15 protein-coding genes and 2 pseudogenes are annotated in these 17,429 nt (G+C 66.8%); 4 read left to right on the top strand and 13 right to left on the bottom strand.

The window, feature by feature from the left end:
• Window positions 1-4 precede the first annotated feature (4 nt).
• The 6 genes from GOAMI_RS17955 to GOAMI_RS17930 form a co-directional block, all read right to left on the bottom strand.
• Complete coding sequence (locus tag GOAMI_RS17955) at window positions 5-2,245, bottom strand: NADP-dependent isocitrate dehydrogenase (protein ID WP_006437997.1); 2,241 nt, start codon at window positions 2,243-2,245, stop codon at window positions 5-7.
• A gap of 221 nt (window positions 2,246-2,466) precedes the next feature.
• Window positions 2,467-4,128 carry a SulP family inorganic anion transporter gene (locus tag GOAMI_RS17950; protein ID WP_006437996.1) on the bottom strand — a complete coding sequence of 554 codons (1,662 nt, stop codon included), beginning with the start codon at window positions 4,126-4,128 and terminating at the stop codon, window positions 2,467-2,469.
• Complete coding sequence (locus tag GOAMI_RS17945; protein WP_006437995.1) at window positions 4,125-4,490, bottom strand: ArsR/SmtB family transcription factor; 366 nt, start codon at window positions 4,488-4,490, stop codon at window positions 4,125-4,127. Before GOAMI_RS17945 ends, GOAMI_RS17950 begins: the two co-directional genes overlap by 4 nt.
• 152 nt (window positions 4,491-4,642) lie before the next feature.
• Complete coding sequence (gene katG / locus GOAMI_RS17940; protein WP_006437994.1) at window positions 4,643-6,868, bottom strand: catalase/peroxidase HPI; 2,226 nt, start codon at window positions 6,866-6,868, stop codon at window positions 4,643-4,645.
• A 49-nt stretch (window positions 6,869-6,917) separates the two neighbouring features.
• Window positions 6,918-7,349, bottom strand: coding sequence for a Fur family transcriptional regulator (locus tag GOAMI_RS17935; RefSeq protein ID WP_157228340.1), 432 nt, complete (start codon window positions 7,347-7,349; stop codon window positions 6,918-6,920).
• Window positions 7,350-7,436: 87 nt separating this feature from the next.
• Entirely contained in the window at window positions 7,437-8,498 is a 1,062-nt protein-coding gene (locus GOAMI_RS17930) for an MBL fold metallo-hydrolase (protein ID WP_006437992.1), read from the bottom strand.
• Window positions 8,499-8,652: 154 nt separating this feature from the next.
• Here GOAMI_RS17930 and GOAMI_RS17925 point away from each other — a divergent pair, with 154 nt between their 5' ends.
• Window positions 8,653-9,396, top strand: coding sequence for an alpha/beta fold hydrolase (locus GOAMI_RS17925; protein WP_006437991.1), 744 nt, complete (start codon window positions 8,653-8,655; stop codon window positions 9,394-9,396).
• A gap of 20 nt (window positions 9,397-9,416) precedes the next feature.
• Here the strand turns inward: GOAMI_RS17925 and GOAMI_RS17920 are convergent, their stop codons facing one another.
• The 5 genes from GOAMI_RS17920 to GOAMI_RS17900 form a co-directional block, all read right to left on the bottom strand.
• Window positions 9,417-9,887 carry a cupin domain-containing protein gene (locus GOAMI_RS17920; RefSeq protein WP_006437990.1) on the bottom strand — a complete coding sequence of 157 codons (471 nt, stop codon included), beginning with the start codon at window positions 9,885-9,887 and terminating at the stop codon, window positions 9,417-9,419.
• 157 nt (window positions 9,888-10,044) lie between these two features.
• Window positions 10,045-10,878, bottom strand: coding sequence for an oxygenase MpaB family protein (locus tag GOAMI_RS17915; RefSeq protein ID WP_247603119.1), 834 nt, complete (start codon window positions 10,876-10,878; stop codon window positions 10,045-10,047).
• Between the two features lie 186 nt (window positions 10,879-11,064).
• A complete protein-coding gene (locus GOAMI_RS17910; RefSeq protein WP_006437988.1) occupies window positions 11,065-12,081 on the bottom strand; it encodes a hypothetical protein in 1,017 nt (338 codons plus the stop codon).
• 254 nt (window positions 12,082-12,335) lie between these two features.
• Window positions 12,336-13,181 (bottom strand): 3-hydroxybutyryl-CoA dehydrogenase, encoded by an 846-nt coding sequence (locus GOAMI_RS17905; RefSeq protein WP_006437987.1) that lies wholly within the window; start codon window positions 13,179-13,181, stop codon window positions 12,336-12,338.
• A gap of 175 nt (window positions 13,182-13,356) precedes the next feature.
• The gene (locus tag GOAMI_RS17900) at window positions 13,357-14,253 is read right to left on the bottom strand and encodes an MBL fold metallo-hydrolase (protein WP_006437986.1); all 897 of its coding nucleotides are present in this window, start codon (window positions 14,251-14,253) and stop codon (window positions 13,357-13,359) included.
• 332 nt (window positions 14,254-14,585) lie between these two features.
• Between GOAMI_RS17900 and GOAMI_RS17890 the strand changes: the two genes are divergently transcribed.
• Entirely contained in the window at window positions 14,586-15,359 is a 774-nt protein-coding gene (locus GOAMI_RS17890) for a DUF427 domain-containing protein (protein WP_006437985.1), read from the top strand.
• A 1-nt stretch (window position 15,360) separates the two neighbouring features.
• Here the strand turns inward: GOAMI_RS17890 and GOAMI_RS17885 are convergent, their stop codons facing one another.
• Together GOAMI_RS17885 and GOAMI_RS17880 are read right to left on the bottom strand one after the other, a co-directional pair.
• Window positions 15,361-15,960, bottom strand: a complete 600-nt coding sequence (locus GOAMI_RS17885; protein WP_006437984.1) for a mycothiol-dependent nitroreductase Rv2466c family protein — start codon at window positions 15,958-15,960, stop codon at window positions 15,361-15,363.
• Between the two features lie 43 nt (window positions 15,961-16,003).
• Window positions 16,004-16,608 (bottom strand): annotated as a pseudogene (locus GOAMI_RS17880) (cytochrome P450); the annotation flags it as partial.
• On the opposite strand from GOAMI_RS17880, the pseudogene GOAMI_RS23820 reads away from it, so the two are divergent.
• Together GOAMI_RS23820 and GOAMI_RS22360 are read left to right on the top strand one after the other, a co-directional pair.
• Window positions 16,577-16,786 (top strand): annotated as a pseudogene (locus GOAMI_RS23820) (hypothetical protein); the annotation flags it as partial. The pseudogenes GOAMI_RS17880 and GOAMI_RS23820 sit on opposite strands and share 32 nt — an antisense overlap.
• Window positions 16,787-16,826: 40 nt before the next feature.
• Window positions 16,827-17,396: a WS/DGAT domain-containing protein gene (locus GOAMI_RS22360; protein ID WP_081598268.1), complete on the top strand. Its 570-nt coding sequence runs from the start codon at window positions 16,827-16,829 to the stop codon at window positions 17,394-17,396.
• Window positions 17,397-17,429: the final 33 nt, after the last annotated feature.

Raw genomic sequence — 17,429 nt, 5'->3', positions numbered from 1 at the left:
TGGATCAGAACTCGACGGAAGCGAGAGCCTCGTTGAAGGTCTTGCTCGGACGCATCACCGCAGCGGTCCTGTCCCAGTCCGGGTAGTAGTAGCCGCCGAGGTCGACCTGCTGACCCTGAGCCGAGTTCAGCTCCTCGACGATCTGCTCCTCGTTCTCGGCGAGGGTCTCGGCCAGCGGCGCGAACTGCTTGGCCAGGTCGGTGTCCTCGGTCTGACCGGCCAGTTCCTGGGCCCAGTACAGGGCGAGGTAGAACTGGCTGCCGCGGTTGTCGAGCTCGCCGGTCTTGCGCGACGGACCCTTGTCGTTCTCGAGCAGCTTGCCGGTCGCCGCATCGAGTGCCTTGGCCAGGATCACCGCGCGCTGGTCGTCGAACTTCTTGCCCACGTCCTCGAGGCTGGCCCCGAGGGCCAGGAACTCACCCAGCGAATCCCAGCGGAGATGGTTCTCCTCGATGAGCTGCTTGACGTGCTTGGGCGCCGAACCGCCGGCACCCGTCTCGTACAGGCCGCCACCGGCCATCAGCGGCACGATCGACAGCATCTTCGCGCTGGTGCCGAGCTCCAGGATGGGGAAGAGATCGGTGAGGTAGTCGCGCAGGATGTTGCCGGTCGCCGAGATGGTGTCGAGGCCGCGGACCACGCGTTCGAGGGTGTACCGCATGGCACGGACCTGCGACATGATCTGGATGTCCAGACCCTCGGTGTCGTGCTCGGGAAGGTACTTGTGGACCTTCTTGATCAGCTCGTTCTCGTGCGGACGGTACGGGTCGAGCCAGAAGAGAACAGGCATGCCCGAGTCGCGGCAGCGGTTCACGGCCAGCTTGATCCAGTCCTGGATCGGGGCGTCCTTGACGATGCACAGACGCCAGATGTCGCCCTCTTCGACGGTCTGGGTCAGCAGGACCTCACCGGTCTCGATGTCGGTGATGTTGGCGGTGCCGCCGACCGGGACCTCGAAGGTCTTGTCGTGCGAGCCGTACTCCTCGGCCTTCTGCGCCATCAGGCCGACGTTGGGGACGGTGCCCATCGTGGTGGGGTCGAACTGCCCGTTGGTCTTACAGAAGTTGATCATCTCCTGGTAGATGCGGGAGAAGGTCGACTCCGGGTTGACCGCCTTGGTGTCCTTGAGGCGACCGTCGGCGCCGTACATCTTGCCGCCGGCACGGATCATCGCGGGCATCGAGGCGTCGACGATGACGTCGCTGGGGGAGTGGAAGTTGGTGATTCCGCGGGCCGAGTCGACCATCGCCAGCTCGGGACGGTGCTCGTGGCACTTGTGCAGGTCGTCGACGATCTCCTCACGCTGGGCGCTCGGCAGCGACTCGATCTTGCTGTAGAGATCCGACAGGCCGTTGTTCACGTTGACGCCGAGCTCGTCGAACAGGTCGCCGTGCTTCTCGAAGGCGTCGCGGTAGAAGACCTTCACGGCGTGGCCGAAGACGATCGGGTGCGAGACGCGCATCATCGTCGCCTTGACGTGGAGCGAGAACATGACGCCGGTCTTGTAGGCGTCCTCGATCTGCTCTTCGTAGAACTTGATGAGCGCCTTCTTGCTCATGAACATGCTGTCGATGACGTCGCCGTCGGTGAGCTCGACCTCGGGCTTGAGGACCAGGGTCTCGCTGCCGTCGTCGGGGATGAGTTCCATCTTGACCTTGCGGTCGCCGTCGACGGTCATCGACTTCTCGCCGTGGTAGAAGTCGCCTTCGCGCATGTGCGCGACGTGGGTGCGCGATGCCATCGACCACTCGCCCATGCTGTGCGGGTGCTTGCGCGCGTACTCCTTGACGGCCTTGGGGGCACGACGATCGGAGTTGCCCTCACGCAGGATCGGGTTGACCGCGCTGCCGAGGCACTTGGTGTACCGGTCGCGGATCGCCTGCTCTTCCTCGTTCTTCGGACTGCCCGGGAAATCGGGCAGGTCGTAGCCCTTCTCCTGGAGTTCCTTGATGGCGGCGTGGAGCTGCGGGACCGACGCGCTGATGTTGGGCAGCTTGATGATGTTGGTGTCGGGCTCCTGGGTGAGCTTGCCCAGTTCGCCGAGGTTGTCCGGAACCCTCTGGTCTTCGGGCAGGAGATCGGAGAACTCGGCGAGGATTCGCGCCGCGACCGAGATGTCGCTGGTTTCGACTTCGATGCCGGCCGCGCCGGCGAACGTACGCACCACCGGAAGAAACGCGTGGGTGGCGAGCATGGGAGCTTCGTCGGTCAACGTGTAGATGATGGTCGGCTTTTGGGTGCTCATGCCTGATGTTCTCGATTCTGTCTGTATTAACCGGTGTCGCCGGCGACCTTGTGAGTCAGGCTTCACCGATACCACGCTTGCGGTGTGCTCGTGTGACAACTACCCCCCGATTCTGCCCCCTGTGATCAGCCTCGCGTTCAGGGGCCTCGGGTCTTGTGGTTCGATGCCGCCGGAGGCGGGGCGGCGCGATACCTCGGGGGGTCGGCGTCGATGCAGGTAGTTCATATTCTCTCGCGTTCGACGTGACTCCGCGCGTGGGCGATGGCCTCGTCGAGGGTGTCGACGAGGTGGTTGTCATGACGCAGGGAGTCGAAGACCCCGACACCCTCGAGGAGTTCGAGGTGGTCGGGCTGTACGCCCTTGATGATGACGGTGATCCCGCGGTTCTCGAGTTCGGTGACGATCTCGGCCAGCGAGTGCGCGCCCGTCGCGTCGAGCATGCCGAGCCGCGACATCCGGATGATGACGACCGACACCGATTCGTCAGGGTGGTCGGCGATCGTGGTCGAGATCCGCTCGGCCGCGCCGAAGAACATCGCACCGTCGAGGCTCAGCAGCGCGATCCGCTCGTCGCCGGGTCGAGGGTCGCCGGGCAGCGGCTCGCGGGTCACGCTGGACCGTTGCGCCACCTGGCGCAGGGCGAAGAACGCGGCCACGACGATGCCGATCTGGACGGCCTCGATGAGGTCCAGCGTGACGGTGATGATCGCGGTGACGACGAAGATCAGCGCGTCCGACCGGGTGGATTTGAGGATCGCGCGGACGGTACCGACGGACACCATGCGGAACGAGGTCACCATCAGCACCCCGGCCAGCGCGGCAAGGGGGATCGCCGAGACCGGACCGGTCGCCAGGTAGACGACCCCGAGCAGCAGTAGTGAGTGCACTATCGCGGCGACGCGCGTACGTGCGCCGGAACGCACGTTGACCGCGGTACGGGCGATGGCCCCGGTCGCCGGCATGCCGCCGAACATCCCCGACGCGACCGAGGCCAGACCCTGACCGGCGAGCTCGCGGTCGGGGTCATAGGGGCCCGTCGGCGACATGGTGGCCGCGACGCGCGCCGACAGCAGCGACTCGATCGCGGCGAGGGCCGCGATGGCGACCGCGGCGCCGAGGACCGACTTCACCATCGCCGGGTCGACGTGCGGGATCGACGGGGCGGGCAGCGAGGACGGCAGCTCACCGATGCTGGCGACGTCGAAGAGGCCGGTGAAGTGGACGATCAGGGTGACGACGATGACGGCGGTGAGTGACTCGGGGATGCTGCGGTGGATGCGCGGTAACACGAGCATGATCACGGCGACCATCGCGACGACGGCCAGCGCGGGCCAGGCGGTCGACCAGTCGGCGTTCACGACGACGTCGACGGCTGCGTTGAGGGTGCGTGCTCCGGACGGTGCGACGGTGCCGAACGCGGCCGGCACCTGCTGCAGGAAGATGATCGCCGCGATGCCGAGGGTGAAACCCTCGATGACCGGCCAGGGGATGAAGGTGACGGCGCGGCCGAGGCCGAGGACACCGGCCACCAGCACCAGGACGCCGGCCAGGACGGTGACGACCGCGATGCTGCTCAGACCATGCTCGGCGACGATCGGCGCGAGGATGACGGCCATCGCGCCGGTGGGCCCGGACACCTGGACGTGTGAGCCGCCGAAGATCGCGGCGACGAGCCCGGCGACGACGGCGGTGATCAGGCCGGCGGCGGCGCCGACACCCGAGCTGATGCCGAACGCCAGCGCCAACGGAAGCGCGACGACGCCGACGGTGACACCTGCGACGATGTCGGCGCGCCAGCTGCGTTTCAGCCCCGCGTAGTCGCTGCGCCGGGGGACAAATCTGGCCGTTCGAGACAGGGCACCGGTGAGGGCGTTGGTGCTCATCGGGGTGTCACCGGTGGTAGCGACGAGATGGCATCGAACTGTTCGCGCTGTGCGCCGAGGGTGTCGATCAAGAAGGTCCGGGCGATGACCAGGAGGTCGGAGATCTTCGGGTGCGCGAGTTCGTAGAACACGGCGTTGCCGGTGCGGTTGCCGGTGACGACATGGTGACGCTTGAGTACGCCGAGATGCTGAGACAACAACGTCGGCTCGAGTTCGGTCGCCGTGAGCAGCTCGCTCACCGCAGTCGGTTCACCGTTGGTGCTCAGGATCTCGAGGACGCGGATGCGCGCCGGGTGCGCGAGCGCCTTGAACAGGTTGGCCTTGATCTCGTACAGCGGCTGCTCGGGGCTGGGATCGGGCACGGGTCACTCCAGGGGAAGGCACTAGTTGATGGATTGATGGATTGATGGATTGAAGGATTGAAGGATTGCTCAATCCATACTATAGCGCGTGCCGACACGAAAGCACCCCGCGGCCCTGGTCCGCGGGGTGCCTCCCGATCGACGAGCCGGAATCAGCTCACATCGAAACGATCATTGTTCGACACCTTCACCCACGCCTTGACGAAGTCGTTGACGAATCGCCCGGCCGAATCATCCTGGGCATAGACCTCGGAGAGTGCGCGGAGTTGCGAGTGCGAGCCGAACACCAGATCGGCCGTGGTCGCCGTCCACTTGGTCTCGCCGGACGCACGGTCGATGACCTCGTAGACGTTCTCCTCCGAACCCGACTTCCACTCGAAGCCCATGTCGACCACGTTGCGGAAGAAGTCGGTCGACAGGACTCCCGGACGGTCGGTGAACACGCCGTGCTTCGAGCCGCCGTGGTTGACGTCGAGGACACGGAGGCCGCCGATGAGCACCGTCAACTCAGGAGCGGTGAGATCGAGCATGTAGGCACGCTCGAGGAGCAGCTCCTCCAGCGGCGCCTTCTCTCCGCCACGGCTGTAGTTGCGGAACCCGTCCGCGCGGGGTTCGAGCACCTCGAACGAGTCGACGTCGGTGCTCTCCTGCGAGGCATCGGTGCGTCCCGGTGTGAACGGCACGGTGACCGGGAATCCCGCTGCCTCCGCGGCCTTTTCCACGGCGGCGGCACCGCCGAGGATGATGAGGTCGGCCAAGGACACCTTCTTGCCGCCGGACGCCGAGTCGTTGAAGTCCTTCTGGACCTGCTCGTACACCGGCAGCACCTTGGCGAGCTCACCGGGCTCGTTGATCTCCCAGTTCTTCTGGGGCTCGAGGCGGATGCGTGCGCCGTTGGCACCACCGCGCTTGTCGGTGCTGCGGAAGCTGGCCGCCGACGCCCACGAGGTCTTGATCAGCTGCGTCGGCGAAAGTGCTTCGAGCAGTTTGCTCTTCAGGGACGCGATGTCGGCGTCGTCGATCAGCTCGTGGTCGACGGCGGGCACGGGGTCCTGCCAGATCTGCGGCTCGGGAACCCACGGGCCGAGGTAGCGGCTGACCGGACCGAGGTCGCGGTGGAGCAGTTTGTACCAGGCCTTGGCGAAGGCCTCCTCCAGCTCCTCGGGGTGGTCGAGCCAGCGGCGGGTGATGTCGGCGTAGATCGGCGACTCCCGCATCGACACGTCGGTGACCAGCATGGTGGGCGCGCGTCCCGGGCCGCCGAAGGGATCGGGAATGGTGCCTGCGCCCGCACCGTCCTTGGCGACGTACTGCCACGCACCGGCGGGGCTCTTCTGCAGCTCCCACTCGTAGCCGTAGAGGATCTCGAGGAAGCTGTTGTCCCACTGGGTCGGCGTGTTGGTCCAGACCACCTCGAGGCCGGAGGTGATGGCGTCCTCCGCCTTGCCGCTGCCGTAGCTGGACTTCCAGCCCAGGCCCTGCTGCTCGATCGGTGCAGCCTCGGGCTCGGGACCGACCAGGCCCGCGTCCCCGGCGCCGTGGGTCTTGCCGAAGGTGTGGCCACCGATGATGAGGGCCGCGGTCTCCTCGTCGTTCATGGCCATCCGGGCGAAGGTCTCTTGGATGTCGTAGGCCGCGGCGACCGGATCCGGCTTGCCCTCGGGGCCTTCCGGATTGACGTAGATGAGACCCATCGTGGTGGCGCCCAGCGGCTTGGCGAGGTCACGCTCACCGGAGTACCGCTTGTCGGTGCCGCCCCACGTGTCCTCGGGACCCCAGTACACCTCTTCGGGCTCCCAGATGTCCTCGCGACCGAAACCGAAGCCAAACGTCTTGAATCCCATGGACTCCAGGGCGACGTTGCCGGCGAAGACCAGCAGGTCGGCCCACGACAGCTTGGTGCCGTACTTCTGCTTCACCGGCCACAGCAGACGACGTGCCTTGTCGAGGTTTGCGTTGTCGGGCCAGCTGTTCAGCGGGGCGAAGCGCTGTGCGCCCTGCCCGCCGCCGCCGCGGCCGTCGTAGATGCGGTAGGTGCCGGCCGCGTGCCAGCTCATGCGGATGAACAGGCCTCCGTAGTGGCCGTAGTCGGCGGGCCACCAGTCCTGTGACTGGGTCATGATCGAGACGAGGTCGGCCTTGAGCGCCTCGACGTCGAGCTTCGCGAATTCCTTCTTGTAGTCGAAGTCCTCGCCGAGCGGGTTGGACAGCGAAGAATGCGCGTGCAGCTTGGACAGGTCGATCTGCTCGGGCCACCAGTCCTTGTTGGTCAGCGGCGCATGCGCTTTCGGCTCCGGCGAGGGGATGGCCGGATTCTCGCTCTCGCTGGTGCTGCGAGTCTCTTCGGCGGGATTGGGTGGGCGGCTGTCGGAGGTCACGACATTCCTTTCGATGGTGGAACCGGTTGGGCTGCGATCACGGATGTGATCAGGTCGGGGCTGGGCTGACGCAGTCCGGGCAGAGTCCCCAGTAGATGACCTCGGCCTCGTCGAGAACGAAACCGTGGTCGTGGGACGCGGTGAGGCACGGTGCCTCGCCGATTGCGCAATCGACGTCCGCCACGGTTCCGCACGCGCGGCAGACGACGTGGTGATGGTTGTCGCCGGTGCGGAATTCGTAGAGCGACACCGAACCCGACGGCTGGAACCGCCGGATGAGACCGGTTTCGGTCAGTGCCCGGAGGACGTCGTAGACGGCTTGACGGGACACATTCGGCAGCATCTGTCGGACGATGCCGTAGATGGTGTCGGTGTCGGTGTGGGGGTGTTCGTCGACGGCACGCATGACCGCCACCCGTGGTTGGGTGACTCTAAGGTCTGCGGCCCGGAGTTGCTGGGCATAGTCAGATGTCGATGCCACGTGACCCACCATAGGCACGTTCCCTACGGCTGTACGGCGTTTTTCTGGATCTGATCAAAACTCCGCGAGAACAACGGGTTGGGCGTATCAGCGCAGCTCGAGCGTCACGCGGTCGGGGCGCAGGTAGTCCTCCGGGTCGCGGAGATAGCGCACCTCGGGCCGGGCGTCGATGGTTGCCAGCGCGTCGAAGAACGCTCGTTCGCGGTTGACGGCGGGGGTTGCGATCACCGGGAACCAGTCGTCGTGATGGTTGGGCACAAAGACTTTCGGACGGAGTGCATCGATGTAGCGCAGCGGATCGCCCAGGCCGTTGGTGATCTCGTTGAAGCCCTGGATGGACCCGACGTGGAGGTCGACCGGGCCGAGCTCGCGAAGCGTCGCGAGGATGGCCCGCCCGCCGGGGACCTGGCTCACCGGGCCGACCGAGTCGTTCCACACGATTCGCCGTCCACCGACCTCGAACGCATAGAGGACGGCGCCGCCCTCCGGATCGTCGAGGTGCCCGGCGAGCCGGCCGAGTTCGTCCGCGTGCGGCGGATTGGTGACCAGGCGGTCGCTCGGCGGAATGGGCAGCAACGGGGGATGTTCGCCCTCAGGCGCTTTCAGCGTCGAATGGATGTTGCTCATCGCGGTGATCGCGATCCCGGGAATGCCCCGGTAGGGCCGGGTGCTGCCCGGACGGGCGCCGGCGGCAGCCACCACGTCGCAGGCGACGCGCGGCGCGGACCGGTGCAAGAACGCGCAGTGGCTCGCCGAGCCGACGAGGCGCGCACCGGAGGCGCGAACGATGTCGACGGCGTCGGCCGCGTGGTCGAAATGACCGTGCCCGATCAGGATGTGCGAGGGCTTGATCGCGGCGATCTGAGCCCGGGTCGTCGGGACGTGGCCGCGGTAGGCGTTGGGCACCCAGGCGTCGGTGAGAAAGACCTTGCCCGCCATGGCGACCGCGAAGCTCGAGACGCCGAACCAGGAGAAGAGAACGCGGTCGTCGCGTACCGCACCCGTGGTCTGGTCGACGTTGTGGGCGCCGAACACCGCGGAGCGGGCCGCGACGAGCGCGGAATCCGCTCGAGCAGTACTGGCCTGGGGCACAGCGAGACCCGCGACGACAAGCAGCACGGACAGGGTCAGGACGACGCGGCGGCACATGAACCGGCAGTCTACGACCGAACGCGCCAGGGATGGTCGAGGTGTACCGACCGGGAAACGTCTGGGCGTCGTGCCGGGGTGCTCCACATGGGAGACGCAGGATCGTGTCCAAATGGGGACAGGAGTTGTCCTAGAGGCCTGACAGCATCGAGACGTGACGACGAACGCGAACAACTCACCCATCATCCTGATCGCTGGGCATTGGCTGGGGGCGTGGGCATGGGACGAGGTGTGTGAACACCTGACCGCCGATGGTCGGCGACCCATTCCGATGACGCTTCCCGGCCTCGATGAGCGGGACTCCGGGCGTGCCTCCAGGACGCTCGACGACCAGGCGACGGCGATCAGACAGACCATCATCGGAGCTGGGGCTTCCGAGGCCGAGCCGGTGGTCATCGTGGCGCACAGCGGGGCCAACGCGCCGGTGAGTCTGGTGCTCGACCAGCGACCCGAACTCGTTCGCCACGTGGTGTGGGTCGACAGCGGGCCCGTCGCGTCCGGGAGCGTCTTCGCTCCGGATGCACCCGAGGACCTGGACGAGTTCCCGCTGCCGCCCTTCGACGTACTCGGGGAGCAGGCCAGTCTCGAGGGCCTGAACACCGAGACGCTCCAGCGTTTTCGGGCCAGGGCCGTTCCGGAACCCGGTCCCGTGCTCCGGCACCGGGTGGAGCTCACGAACGATGCGCGACGTGCCGTCCCGACCACACTGGTGTGCTGCTCGATTCCGAGCGCGCAGATAACCGAGCTGGCCGACGCGGGTCACCCCATGTTCGCCGAGGTGTCACGCCTCGACCATGTCGACCTCGTCGACCTCCCGACCGGGCATTGGCCGATGTGGAGCCGCCCCGGCGACCTCGCGCACATCATCGCCGAAGCGGCCACGACGCCGGTCGGCTGAAAGCCGGAGCGCCGGTACATCTACGACTGCGCACAGGGTGGTGCGACGGCGTCCTCCGACAACGGCTTGCCGGGCGGCATCAGGTAGAGGACGTCGAGGATCACCGGGACGGTGCCGAGATTGGTGCCCTCGTGGGTGTTGACCTTCCCGGCGGGTTCCTCGATGACCTCGCCGGCCCGGTAGACGACCGGTTTGCAGTCCGCGCCCGGGTGGGTGAGCGTGCCCTGCCGGACGAAGGCGTAGATCTGGGCGTCGTGGTAGTGCCAGCCGGTGGTGCCGCCGGGTGCGATGGTGATCTCGCGGACCTCCACGTGCACGCCTTGCGGAACGAACGGCAGCAGTCCGGCGGGGATGTCGGTCTCGGCGAGGGTGACCGCCGAGACCCCTGAGGAGGGAGTCGCATTCGCGGTGACCGGGCCCAGGAGAGCGGGCGTGAGGAGTGCGGCTGCGGCGATGGCGGTGATGGCCGTGGTGCGGAAGCGGAGTGTCATCGGGTGACCGTACGTTGCCGCGACGCCGTTGACCTGCCGTTTCGGCGATCCGGTCACTGACCCTTCGAGGCTCGTCGCTATCGCTCCTCGCACCTCAGGGAGCGAGGAGGCTCGTCGCTATCGCTCCTCGCACACCGCACGCGTGTGTCGGACGGCGTCAGACGAGCGGACGGCCGAGCCGGCAACGCAGGCGGACGTCGCGCAGAAGAATGTGAAAAGCGATCTGCGACAACCAGAGTGGCTTCTTGCGTTCGGCCTCGACCAGCTTGCCGACGTACTCGTCGAACCACTTCTGGTCTTCGTCGGTCCACTCCACCCGCAGGGCCTTCCGGAACGGTTCGGGGAGGTAGCCGATCGTCCGCCGGAGCTTGACCGGACCGTAGCGGTCCTGGATCGCCTTGGGGGCGTAGCCGAAGTTGGCGATGTCGAGGAGGAAGTCCCGGATCTCGTCGCTGATCTCGATGCGGGCGACCTGTGAGTCCCAGTACTCGTCGAAGGCATCGCGGCTCTCCGGCCAGGCCTCGGCGGGCATCTGCAACGTTGTACCGCACACCTTGCCCTGCTGGTAGAACTCCTCACGTTCGGCGCCGTGCAGCGGACCGTGCACGCGCTCGTAGATGGCCTCCCACCCGAAGTAGAGGCAGGCGGCGACCCAGAGCTGGAGGTCGGGGTTCATCGCGTTGTACTCCACCGGGCTGTCGGCGTCCGAGCGCACCTGGGCGTGCTGTCCGTTGACCGCCTGGCGGTAGCGTCGCCGGTCGTCGGCGTTGCCCATCGCGGCGACCGCCAGGTACGACGCGGTGGTGCGGGCACGTTTCACCGGGTGCTTGTCGAGGCGCCCGTTCTCGACCTTGCTGCGTGCGACGCCGTAGCCGACGGCGGGGTTGGCGAGCTGCATGATCACGTTTGTCGTACTCATGGTCTGCCCCATCGACAGCAGGGATCGCGCGAAGAAACTGCTGTCGACGTTGTCCATCTCGACTCGCGTCATCGTGCGTTTCTGCTGAGACATCTGACCCCCGGATCGGCTCGGCCCGCGGTCCTGATGTGACAACGGGTGTGATCAAAAATGTCAGAACCGTGGGTTCGTGTCAACGGCCCCGCGTACCGGTCACAGCACGCGACGACGGCCGCCACCCGCTGGGATGGCGGCCGTCGTGTTGGCCGGTAGGGCAGATCAGCTGTCGATGCCGACCAGTTCCTTGGCGAGTTCGGCGAATCGGATCTCGATGGCCGAGACGACCCGCTGACGGTTCTTGTGGGTCTCCTCGTAGGCGAGGGTCACGCGGAGTTCGGCCGGTTCCGTCAGTTCCTTGACGGCGGCGACGGCATCACCGACGTTGAGGTCGGCGTAACCGTCGATCGGCAGATCCGCGGAGTCGACGGTGCCGGTGAACTCGCGGAGCTGGTGGAGCGCGTTCGCTGCGCCGACGGCGCCGTTGTCGCGGGCACTGTCCTCGACTGCCTCCAGGGCTGCGTCGCGGCCGGCGGCCACCGTCTTCGAGACCGCGGCACCGGCGTTCTCGATCGCGTCACCGGCACGCGAGGCGGCGTCGGCCGCGTCGTCGACGGCGCTCGCGAAACGGCTGCGTACCACGGCGATCGGGTCCGGGATCTGGCGCGCGAAGTCCGCGGTGCGGTCAATGGCCCACGATGCGCCGTTCGCCGGTGCGGTGAGCGCGCGTGCCGCGAGTCCGCTCACCCACTGGGTCGGGCCCCGGCGCAGTGCCGTCGGTCCGCCCAGCGCCTCTTCGGCGAGGACCGTGGTCAGCCAGTTGACCGTCGCGGTGTGGGCCACGACCAGCCGTTCGGCCAGGTCGACGAGCTCCGTGTCCTCCTGGCCGGTCGCGAGGGCCTTGAGATACGTCGAGCGTGCGAGGAGCCGCTGCTCCAGGGCGAGGTCGTCGAGGAGTGCCTCGTCGAGCGGTTGGGCCTGCTCCACAAGGGTCTTGGCCATCGCGCCGACGCGGCCGAGAACGGGTCGGACGACATCGACGAGTCCGCCGCGGTCGCGAAGAGCGGCCTCGATCGCCTCGGCACGCTTCCGCGCCTTCTCGGCGTTCTCGGAGAGTTCCTTGCGGATCGCGTCGGTCCGGGCCTGGGCCTGGCGCGTCTCGGCGATCTGGATCTCGGTGTGGGTCATCGCGAGGATTGCACGAAGTTGCTGGTGGATGGTGGTGGTGGAAACTGTCATCGGTCTCGCTCCCTTCTCATCCGCTGTGGGATGCGTACACCCCGAGTGTTGCCACCAGGTCCTCGTCTGTAACCCGTGATCGTGAATTGACCGTCGGCGGGACCACTAATTCGTTGCGCGACAACAGGTCTCGGGTGCAGTGAGGTGGGTCACACCCCTCGTGCGCAATCCGGCGAACCTCGTCATGACGACAAAACGCCCCCGGTGACGCGGGGCGTCGTCGGGGGCGTTTTGTCGGGTTCGTCGGAAAGTGGTCAGTAGCTGTAGAAGCCACGTCCGGACTTGCGTCCCAGGTGACCCGCGTCGACCATGCGCCGCAGCAGTGCCGGAGGCGCGAAGTGCGGCTCGGCGAACTCGTCGTACAACGATTCGGCGGCGGCGAGGGTGATGTCGAGGCCGATGGTGTCGACGAGCGTCAGCGGTCCCATCGGATATCCGCATCCGCCCTTCATGGCGGTGTCGATGTCCTCGGCCGAGGCGTAGCCGGAGTCGTACATCCGGATCGCCTGGCAGAGGTACGGGATGAGCAGGGCGTTGACGATGAAGCCCGAACGGTCACCGGCATTGACCGGATTCTTGCCGAGGACGTCCTTGACGTAGGCGCTGACGGCGTCGGCGGTCTCCGGAGTGGTGACCAGGGTCGAGATGATCTCGACCAGTGGCATCACCGGCACCGGATTGAAGAAGTGGACGCCCACGACGCGCTCGGGACGCTTGGTGGCGGTCGCGACCTTGATGATCGGGATCGACGACGTGTTGGTGGCGAGGATGGTGTTCTCGCCGACGGCCTCGTCGAGGCGTGCGAAGATGTCGCGCTTGAGCTGCTCGTTCTCGGGTGCGGCCTCGATGACCAGATCGCGGTCGGCGAGGTCGGCGTAGTCGAGGCTGACGCGCAGCCGGCCGAGGGCGGCGTCGGCATCTTCCTGACTGAGCTTGCCCTTGCTGACGGCGCGGGCCAGGGACTTCTCGACACGCGCACGTGCGGCGTCGGCGAATTCCTGTTTGACCTCGATGATGACGACATCGCTGCCGGACTTCGCGCACACCTCCGCGATGCCCGCTCCCATGGTGCCGCCGCCGATGACGCCGATGTTCTGCACAGTGAAACCTCCGAGTCGAGTTACACGACAAACGGTAGTACGTCGGTTCGGTGCGACCCAGGCGAGGTCGGGCGAACTCGCGCCATCACGGCGGGGGATCTGACGCCCCTCGCAGTACGCGAGTCACTCGTCGGGTTGCGCATGGGCACCTGTACGTCGTCAAAGAACCGGACGTTCACGGTCGATAGAAGGTTCCCTGGTCGGTCGTCGCGGTCTGGCCGTGGCGGGCGAGACGTTCGAGGTGGAGCTGGGCGGTACGTCGTTCGACGGCATCGACGAAGGGCATCTGTACGTGAGGTCGGTATACGAGCCGGTGCTCGACGATCTCGTCGAGTCGCCGGGGCCGGTCCAGGAATTCCAGCAACCGTTCCTCGCGGCGGTGGATGACACCCTCGTACGCTTTCAGGCGTTCACGAAGAACTCTCGCGCCCTCCACGACTCCCTTCTGGTGGAAGGTGCCGTACCACCGGGCCTCGACCTCGCGGACGCGCGCGATGGAGGCGAGGTAGTCGTCGACGCTGCTGCCGACGTCGCCGTACATCGGGCCGAAGCGGGTGAGGTCGATATCGGCGATGTAGAAAAAGCCGGTCGGTTCGACGAGAACACCGCAGTGTCCACGGGTGTGGCCGGGGAGGTGGACGACCGTCGCGGTGATGTCCCCGAGATCGAAGACGTGCCCGTCGCCGACGCCGCGCGCCTCCGGAAATCCGGGCGTGAGTGCGAAGGTGTCACCGATCTGGGCGTCGACCGCGGCGCGTTCCTCGGGCGTGAGTCCGTATCCGTCGAGAAGGACCTGGAGTGAACGAACTCTGCCGACTTCGTCGTGATGCGCATACTTCGCGGTGTCGAAGTGGCGCAGGCCGGCTATGTGGTCCTCATGCGCGTGGCTGATCATGACGGCATCGGCACCGACGGGGTCGTGGTCGACGTCGAGGGACGGGTCGAGGACCAGCGTCGCCTCGGAACCGTGCACGACGACGGTGTTTCCGTACGGGAACGCTCCGCCGTGCGTGGATGCGAGCACGGTCACCTCGTCGAAGCGGGTTTCGGTGAAGCGCGCCGCTGTGGTCATCTGGTCTGCCTACCCGCGCGGAGAGCGAGATGTCAATGACCGCGGTCGCGCCGGGGTCGCATCGTCGTCGGGCGGGTCCGTCATGCCACGCGCGGTCAGGGGCAGGACGATCCACGCCATCGAGAACACGACGAACGTGCAGCACCCCGCCACGACTGCCGGTACCGGACCCGCGGTCGCACCGAACACCACGGTGATCGCGCCGTCCGAGGAGTGTCGGGCCGGCGAAGGCCATGTAGTGCGCGAGGGCGACGATCAGCGCGAGCTGGTTGCAGTGCGATTACTTGCCGTGATCCCTGGCAAAAGCCCACGAGGCGGAGGACCATCGGTCCATGGCCACGTCCCTGGATGAAGTCACGAAGTCTCAGGTGGGTTTGCTGCGGTGGACGGACATGCACCGACGTGTCCGCGCGTTTGTCGACGGTCAGGTGGTCGTCGACTCTGCCGAACCCATCCAGGTGTGGGAGCCGTATCGGGTGGTCGGGTCCTACGCGGTGCGAACCGCTGACATCGCCGCCCCACTCGAGCACCACGTACCGACGATGCCGGGCTCTGATCACCCCGCGATCCTGACGCCGGCGCATCCGTTTTCGATGCACACCGCGCCCGGCGCGACCTACGACATCGGGGCCGACGCGCGGACGCTGGTCGGAGCCGGGTTTCGGCTCGACGACCCGGATCTCGCCGACTACGTACTCCTCGACTGGGACGCGTTCGACGAATGGCGCGAGGAAGAACAGATCGCGATGGGGCATGCGCACGACCCGTACAAACGAATCGACTGCCTCGCCACCAGCAGGCACATCGTCGTGCGCATCGGGGACACCGTGCTGGCGGAGAGTCACAACCCGACGCTGCTGCTGGAAACACACCTCCCGGCGCGGCACTACATCCCGCGCGAGGACGTCCGGATGGATGTCCTGCAACGCTCCGACACCGTCACCGTGTGTGCGTACAAGGGTCAGGCGACGTACTGGTCGGCGGTGGTCGGCGACGAGGTCGTTCCCGACGTCGCCTGGACCTACACCGATCCGCTGCCCGACGCCGAACCGGTGCGGGATCTGATCTGCTTCTACGACGAGTGGGTCGACGTGCAGATCGACTGACTCACGCGGTGAAGGTCGGCGGATTGGCTGGCCGCTTCATCTGCGCGAACGCCGTGCCGGCGATGGCGACGAGCGAGGTGTACAGGGCCTCGGCCTCATCGCCGGTCGGGATGCCGGCGAGCACCGGTCCGAAGAAGTAGGTGCCGTCGATGCCGAGAATCGGGCTGCCCCCGTCCTCGCCGAGCGCTTCTTGGCTGCGTTCGTGGGACGCGCGCACCGCGTCGTCGAAGGAGGCGTCGTCCATGGCGTCGGCCAGCTCGGCCGGGAGTCCGGCCTCGGCCAGCGCCTCGGCGACGACCGTCGAGGTCACCTCGTCGCCCGCGAAGTGGATACGCCTGCCGAGCGCGGAGTAGAGCGGCTCGATCGCGTCGGCGCCGGCCTTGTCGGTGGCGGCCGCGAGGACGCGTCCCAGCCGGCGTGCCGTGTCGAGCCGGCGGCGCTGTTCGTCGGAATCCGGCTCCTCGTCCTCGTTCAGGATCGCGAGACTCATGAGGTGCCAGTCGACATCGGCATCGTGGGCGTTCGCGCGGTCGAGGAGCCAACGCGACGCGGCCCAGGCGAAGGGGCACACGGGATCGAAGTAGAAGTCGAAGTGGGTCATGGGGGCGGCGTACCCAATTCGGCCGAGTTCGATACGTGAGGCGTCAGCGGATCGAGTACCGGATCGGCAGGTGCTTGAGCCCGCCGACGAACACCGTCGCGGCCAGTTCGGGTTCGCCGGCCAGCTCGATCGAGTTCAATCGCGGGATCAGTGCGCTGAACAGACTTCGCATCTCCATCCGCGCCAGCGCTGCGCCCAGGCAGAAGTGCACGCCGTAACCGAACGCGAGGTGCTTGTTCGGGAAGCGTCCGACGTCGAAGGTGAACGGGTCGTCGAAGATCTCTTCGTCCCGGTTTCGGAAGTGTAAGCGAGATAGACGGATTCGCCCTTGGCGATCGGTACGCCACGCACCGAGGTGTCCGCGGCGGCCGTGCGCATGAATTCCTTGACGGGTGTGCTCCAGCGGATCATCTCTTCGACCGCGGTGCCGATGAGTTCGGGGTCGCGGCGGAGACGGTCGAGTTCGTGGGGGTTCTCGATGAGTGCGCGCAGGCCTCCGGAGATCGCGTCCTTGGTGGTGTCGTGGCCGGCGCTGGCGACGATCACGTAGTAGGAGGCGGTGTCGACGTCGGACAGCGGCTCGCCGTCGATCCGGCCGTTGGCGATCGCCGACGCCATGTCGCCGGTGGGATTCGCGCGCCGGGAAGCGAGCGTTGTCGGCGCGCAACGCGATCTGCTGGTCGGGGCCCTGCAGGGTAGGGTCGGCCTGCCGTTGAGTGCACCGTTCGTCCGGTTCAACGGCCGACTGGGCCCGGACCGGGCGGTCGTCGGCGCCACATTCGAGCTCAGTCGGGTACGGGCGATCCGCGTGGCAGCCGACGTCACCGTCAACGATGTGCTGACCGCGGTCATCTCCGGGGTGCTACGTGATTGGCTCGCCGAGCGGGGCGAACTCCCGAGGCGCTCGCTCGTCGGTCTGTGCCCGATCTCGGTGCGGGTGCTCGACGATCCGGGACAGGCCGCGCGCAGCAACGCCTTCGGATTGGAAAACATGCTCCCTGGCAACCGATGTCGACGATCCGGTCGAGCGGCTCGCGAAGATCCATCTGGCCATGGACTTCGCGAAGAAACAGGTCGCAGCCCACGGCGGGGCTGCATCGTTGGCCTTGGTGGTGCCGAATGTCGCGCAGAGCGTCGTGACCGCGTTGCTGCCTTTCGGTCCCAAACGGCGCACCGGATACAACCTGCCGATATCCACCCTCCGAGGTCCCGTTGAAGAGATGTACTACAACGGCGCCCGCCTGGACTCGCTGTTCCCGATCTCGACGGTGTTCGCCGGTCTGGGTCTCAACATCACCGTCTACTCGCACGGGGACAAGGTGTCGTTCGGCTGTGTCGCCGGCCGCGAGATGCTGCCACAGGTAGAACCGCTCATCCCGCTGGCGGAGCGTGTGCTGGCCGAACTCGAGGCCGCTTACGGGCTCGCGTCGGGCTAGGTGTACTAACCACGGACGTTAGGTACGGCGTGA

Source organism: Gordonia amicalis NBRC 100051 = JCM 11271 (assembly GCF_000332995.1).
Lineage (GTDB): Bacteria > Actinomycetota > Actinomycetes > Mycobacteriales > Mycobacteriaceae > Gordonia > Gordonia amicalis.
Note: the sequence above shows the minus strand (reverse complement) of the source record. Positions and strands in the feature narration are given on the sequence as shown.

Coding starts and splice junctions, on each gene's coding strand:
- GOAMI_RS17930 (WP_006437992.1), bottom strand. CDS start 8,498: ATGTGCCGCCGCGTCGTCCTGACCCTGTCCGTGCTGCTTGTCGTCGCG.
- GOAMI_RS17915 (WP_247603119.1), bottom strand. CDS start 10,878: ATGACGCGAGTCGAGATGGACAACGTCGACAGCAGTTTCTTCGCGCGA.
- GOAMI_RS17950 (WP_006437996.1), bottom strand. CDS start 4,128: ATGAGCACCAACGCCCTCACCGGTGCCCTGTCTCGAACGGCCAGATTT.
- GOAMI_RS17900 (WP_006437986.1), bottom strand. CDS start 14,253: ATGACCACAGCGGCGCGCTTCACCGAAACCCGCTTCGACGAGGTGACC.
- GOAMI_RS17885 (WP_006437984.1), bottom strand. CDS start 15,960: ATGACCCACTTCGACTTCTACTTCGATCCCGTGTGCCCCTTCGCCTGG.
- GOAMI_RS17910 (WP_006437988.1), bottom strand. CDS start 12,081: ATGACAGTTTCCACCACCACCATCCACCAGCAACTTCGTGCAATCCTC.
- GOAMI_RS17890 (WP_006437985.1), top strand. CDS start 14,586: ATGGCCACGTCCCTGGATGAAGTCACGAAGTCTCAGGTGGGTTTGCTG.
- GOAMI_RS17955 (WP_006437997.1), bottom strand. CDS start 2,245: ATGAGCACCCAAAAGCCGACCATCATCTACACGTTGACCGACGAAGCT.
- GOAMI_RS17920 (WP_006437990.1), bottom strand. CDS start 9,887: ATGACACTCCGCTTCCGCACCACGGCCATCACCGCCATCGCCGCAGCC.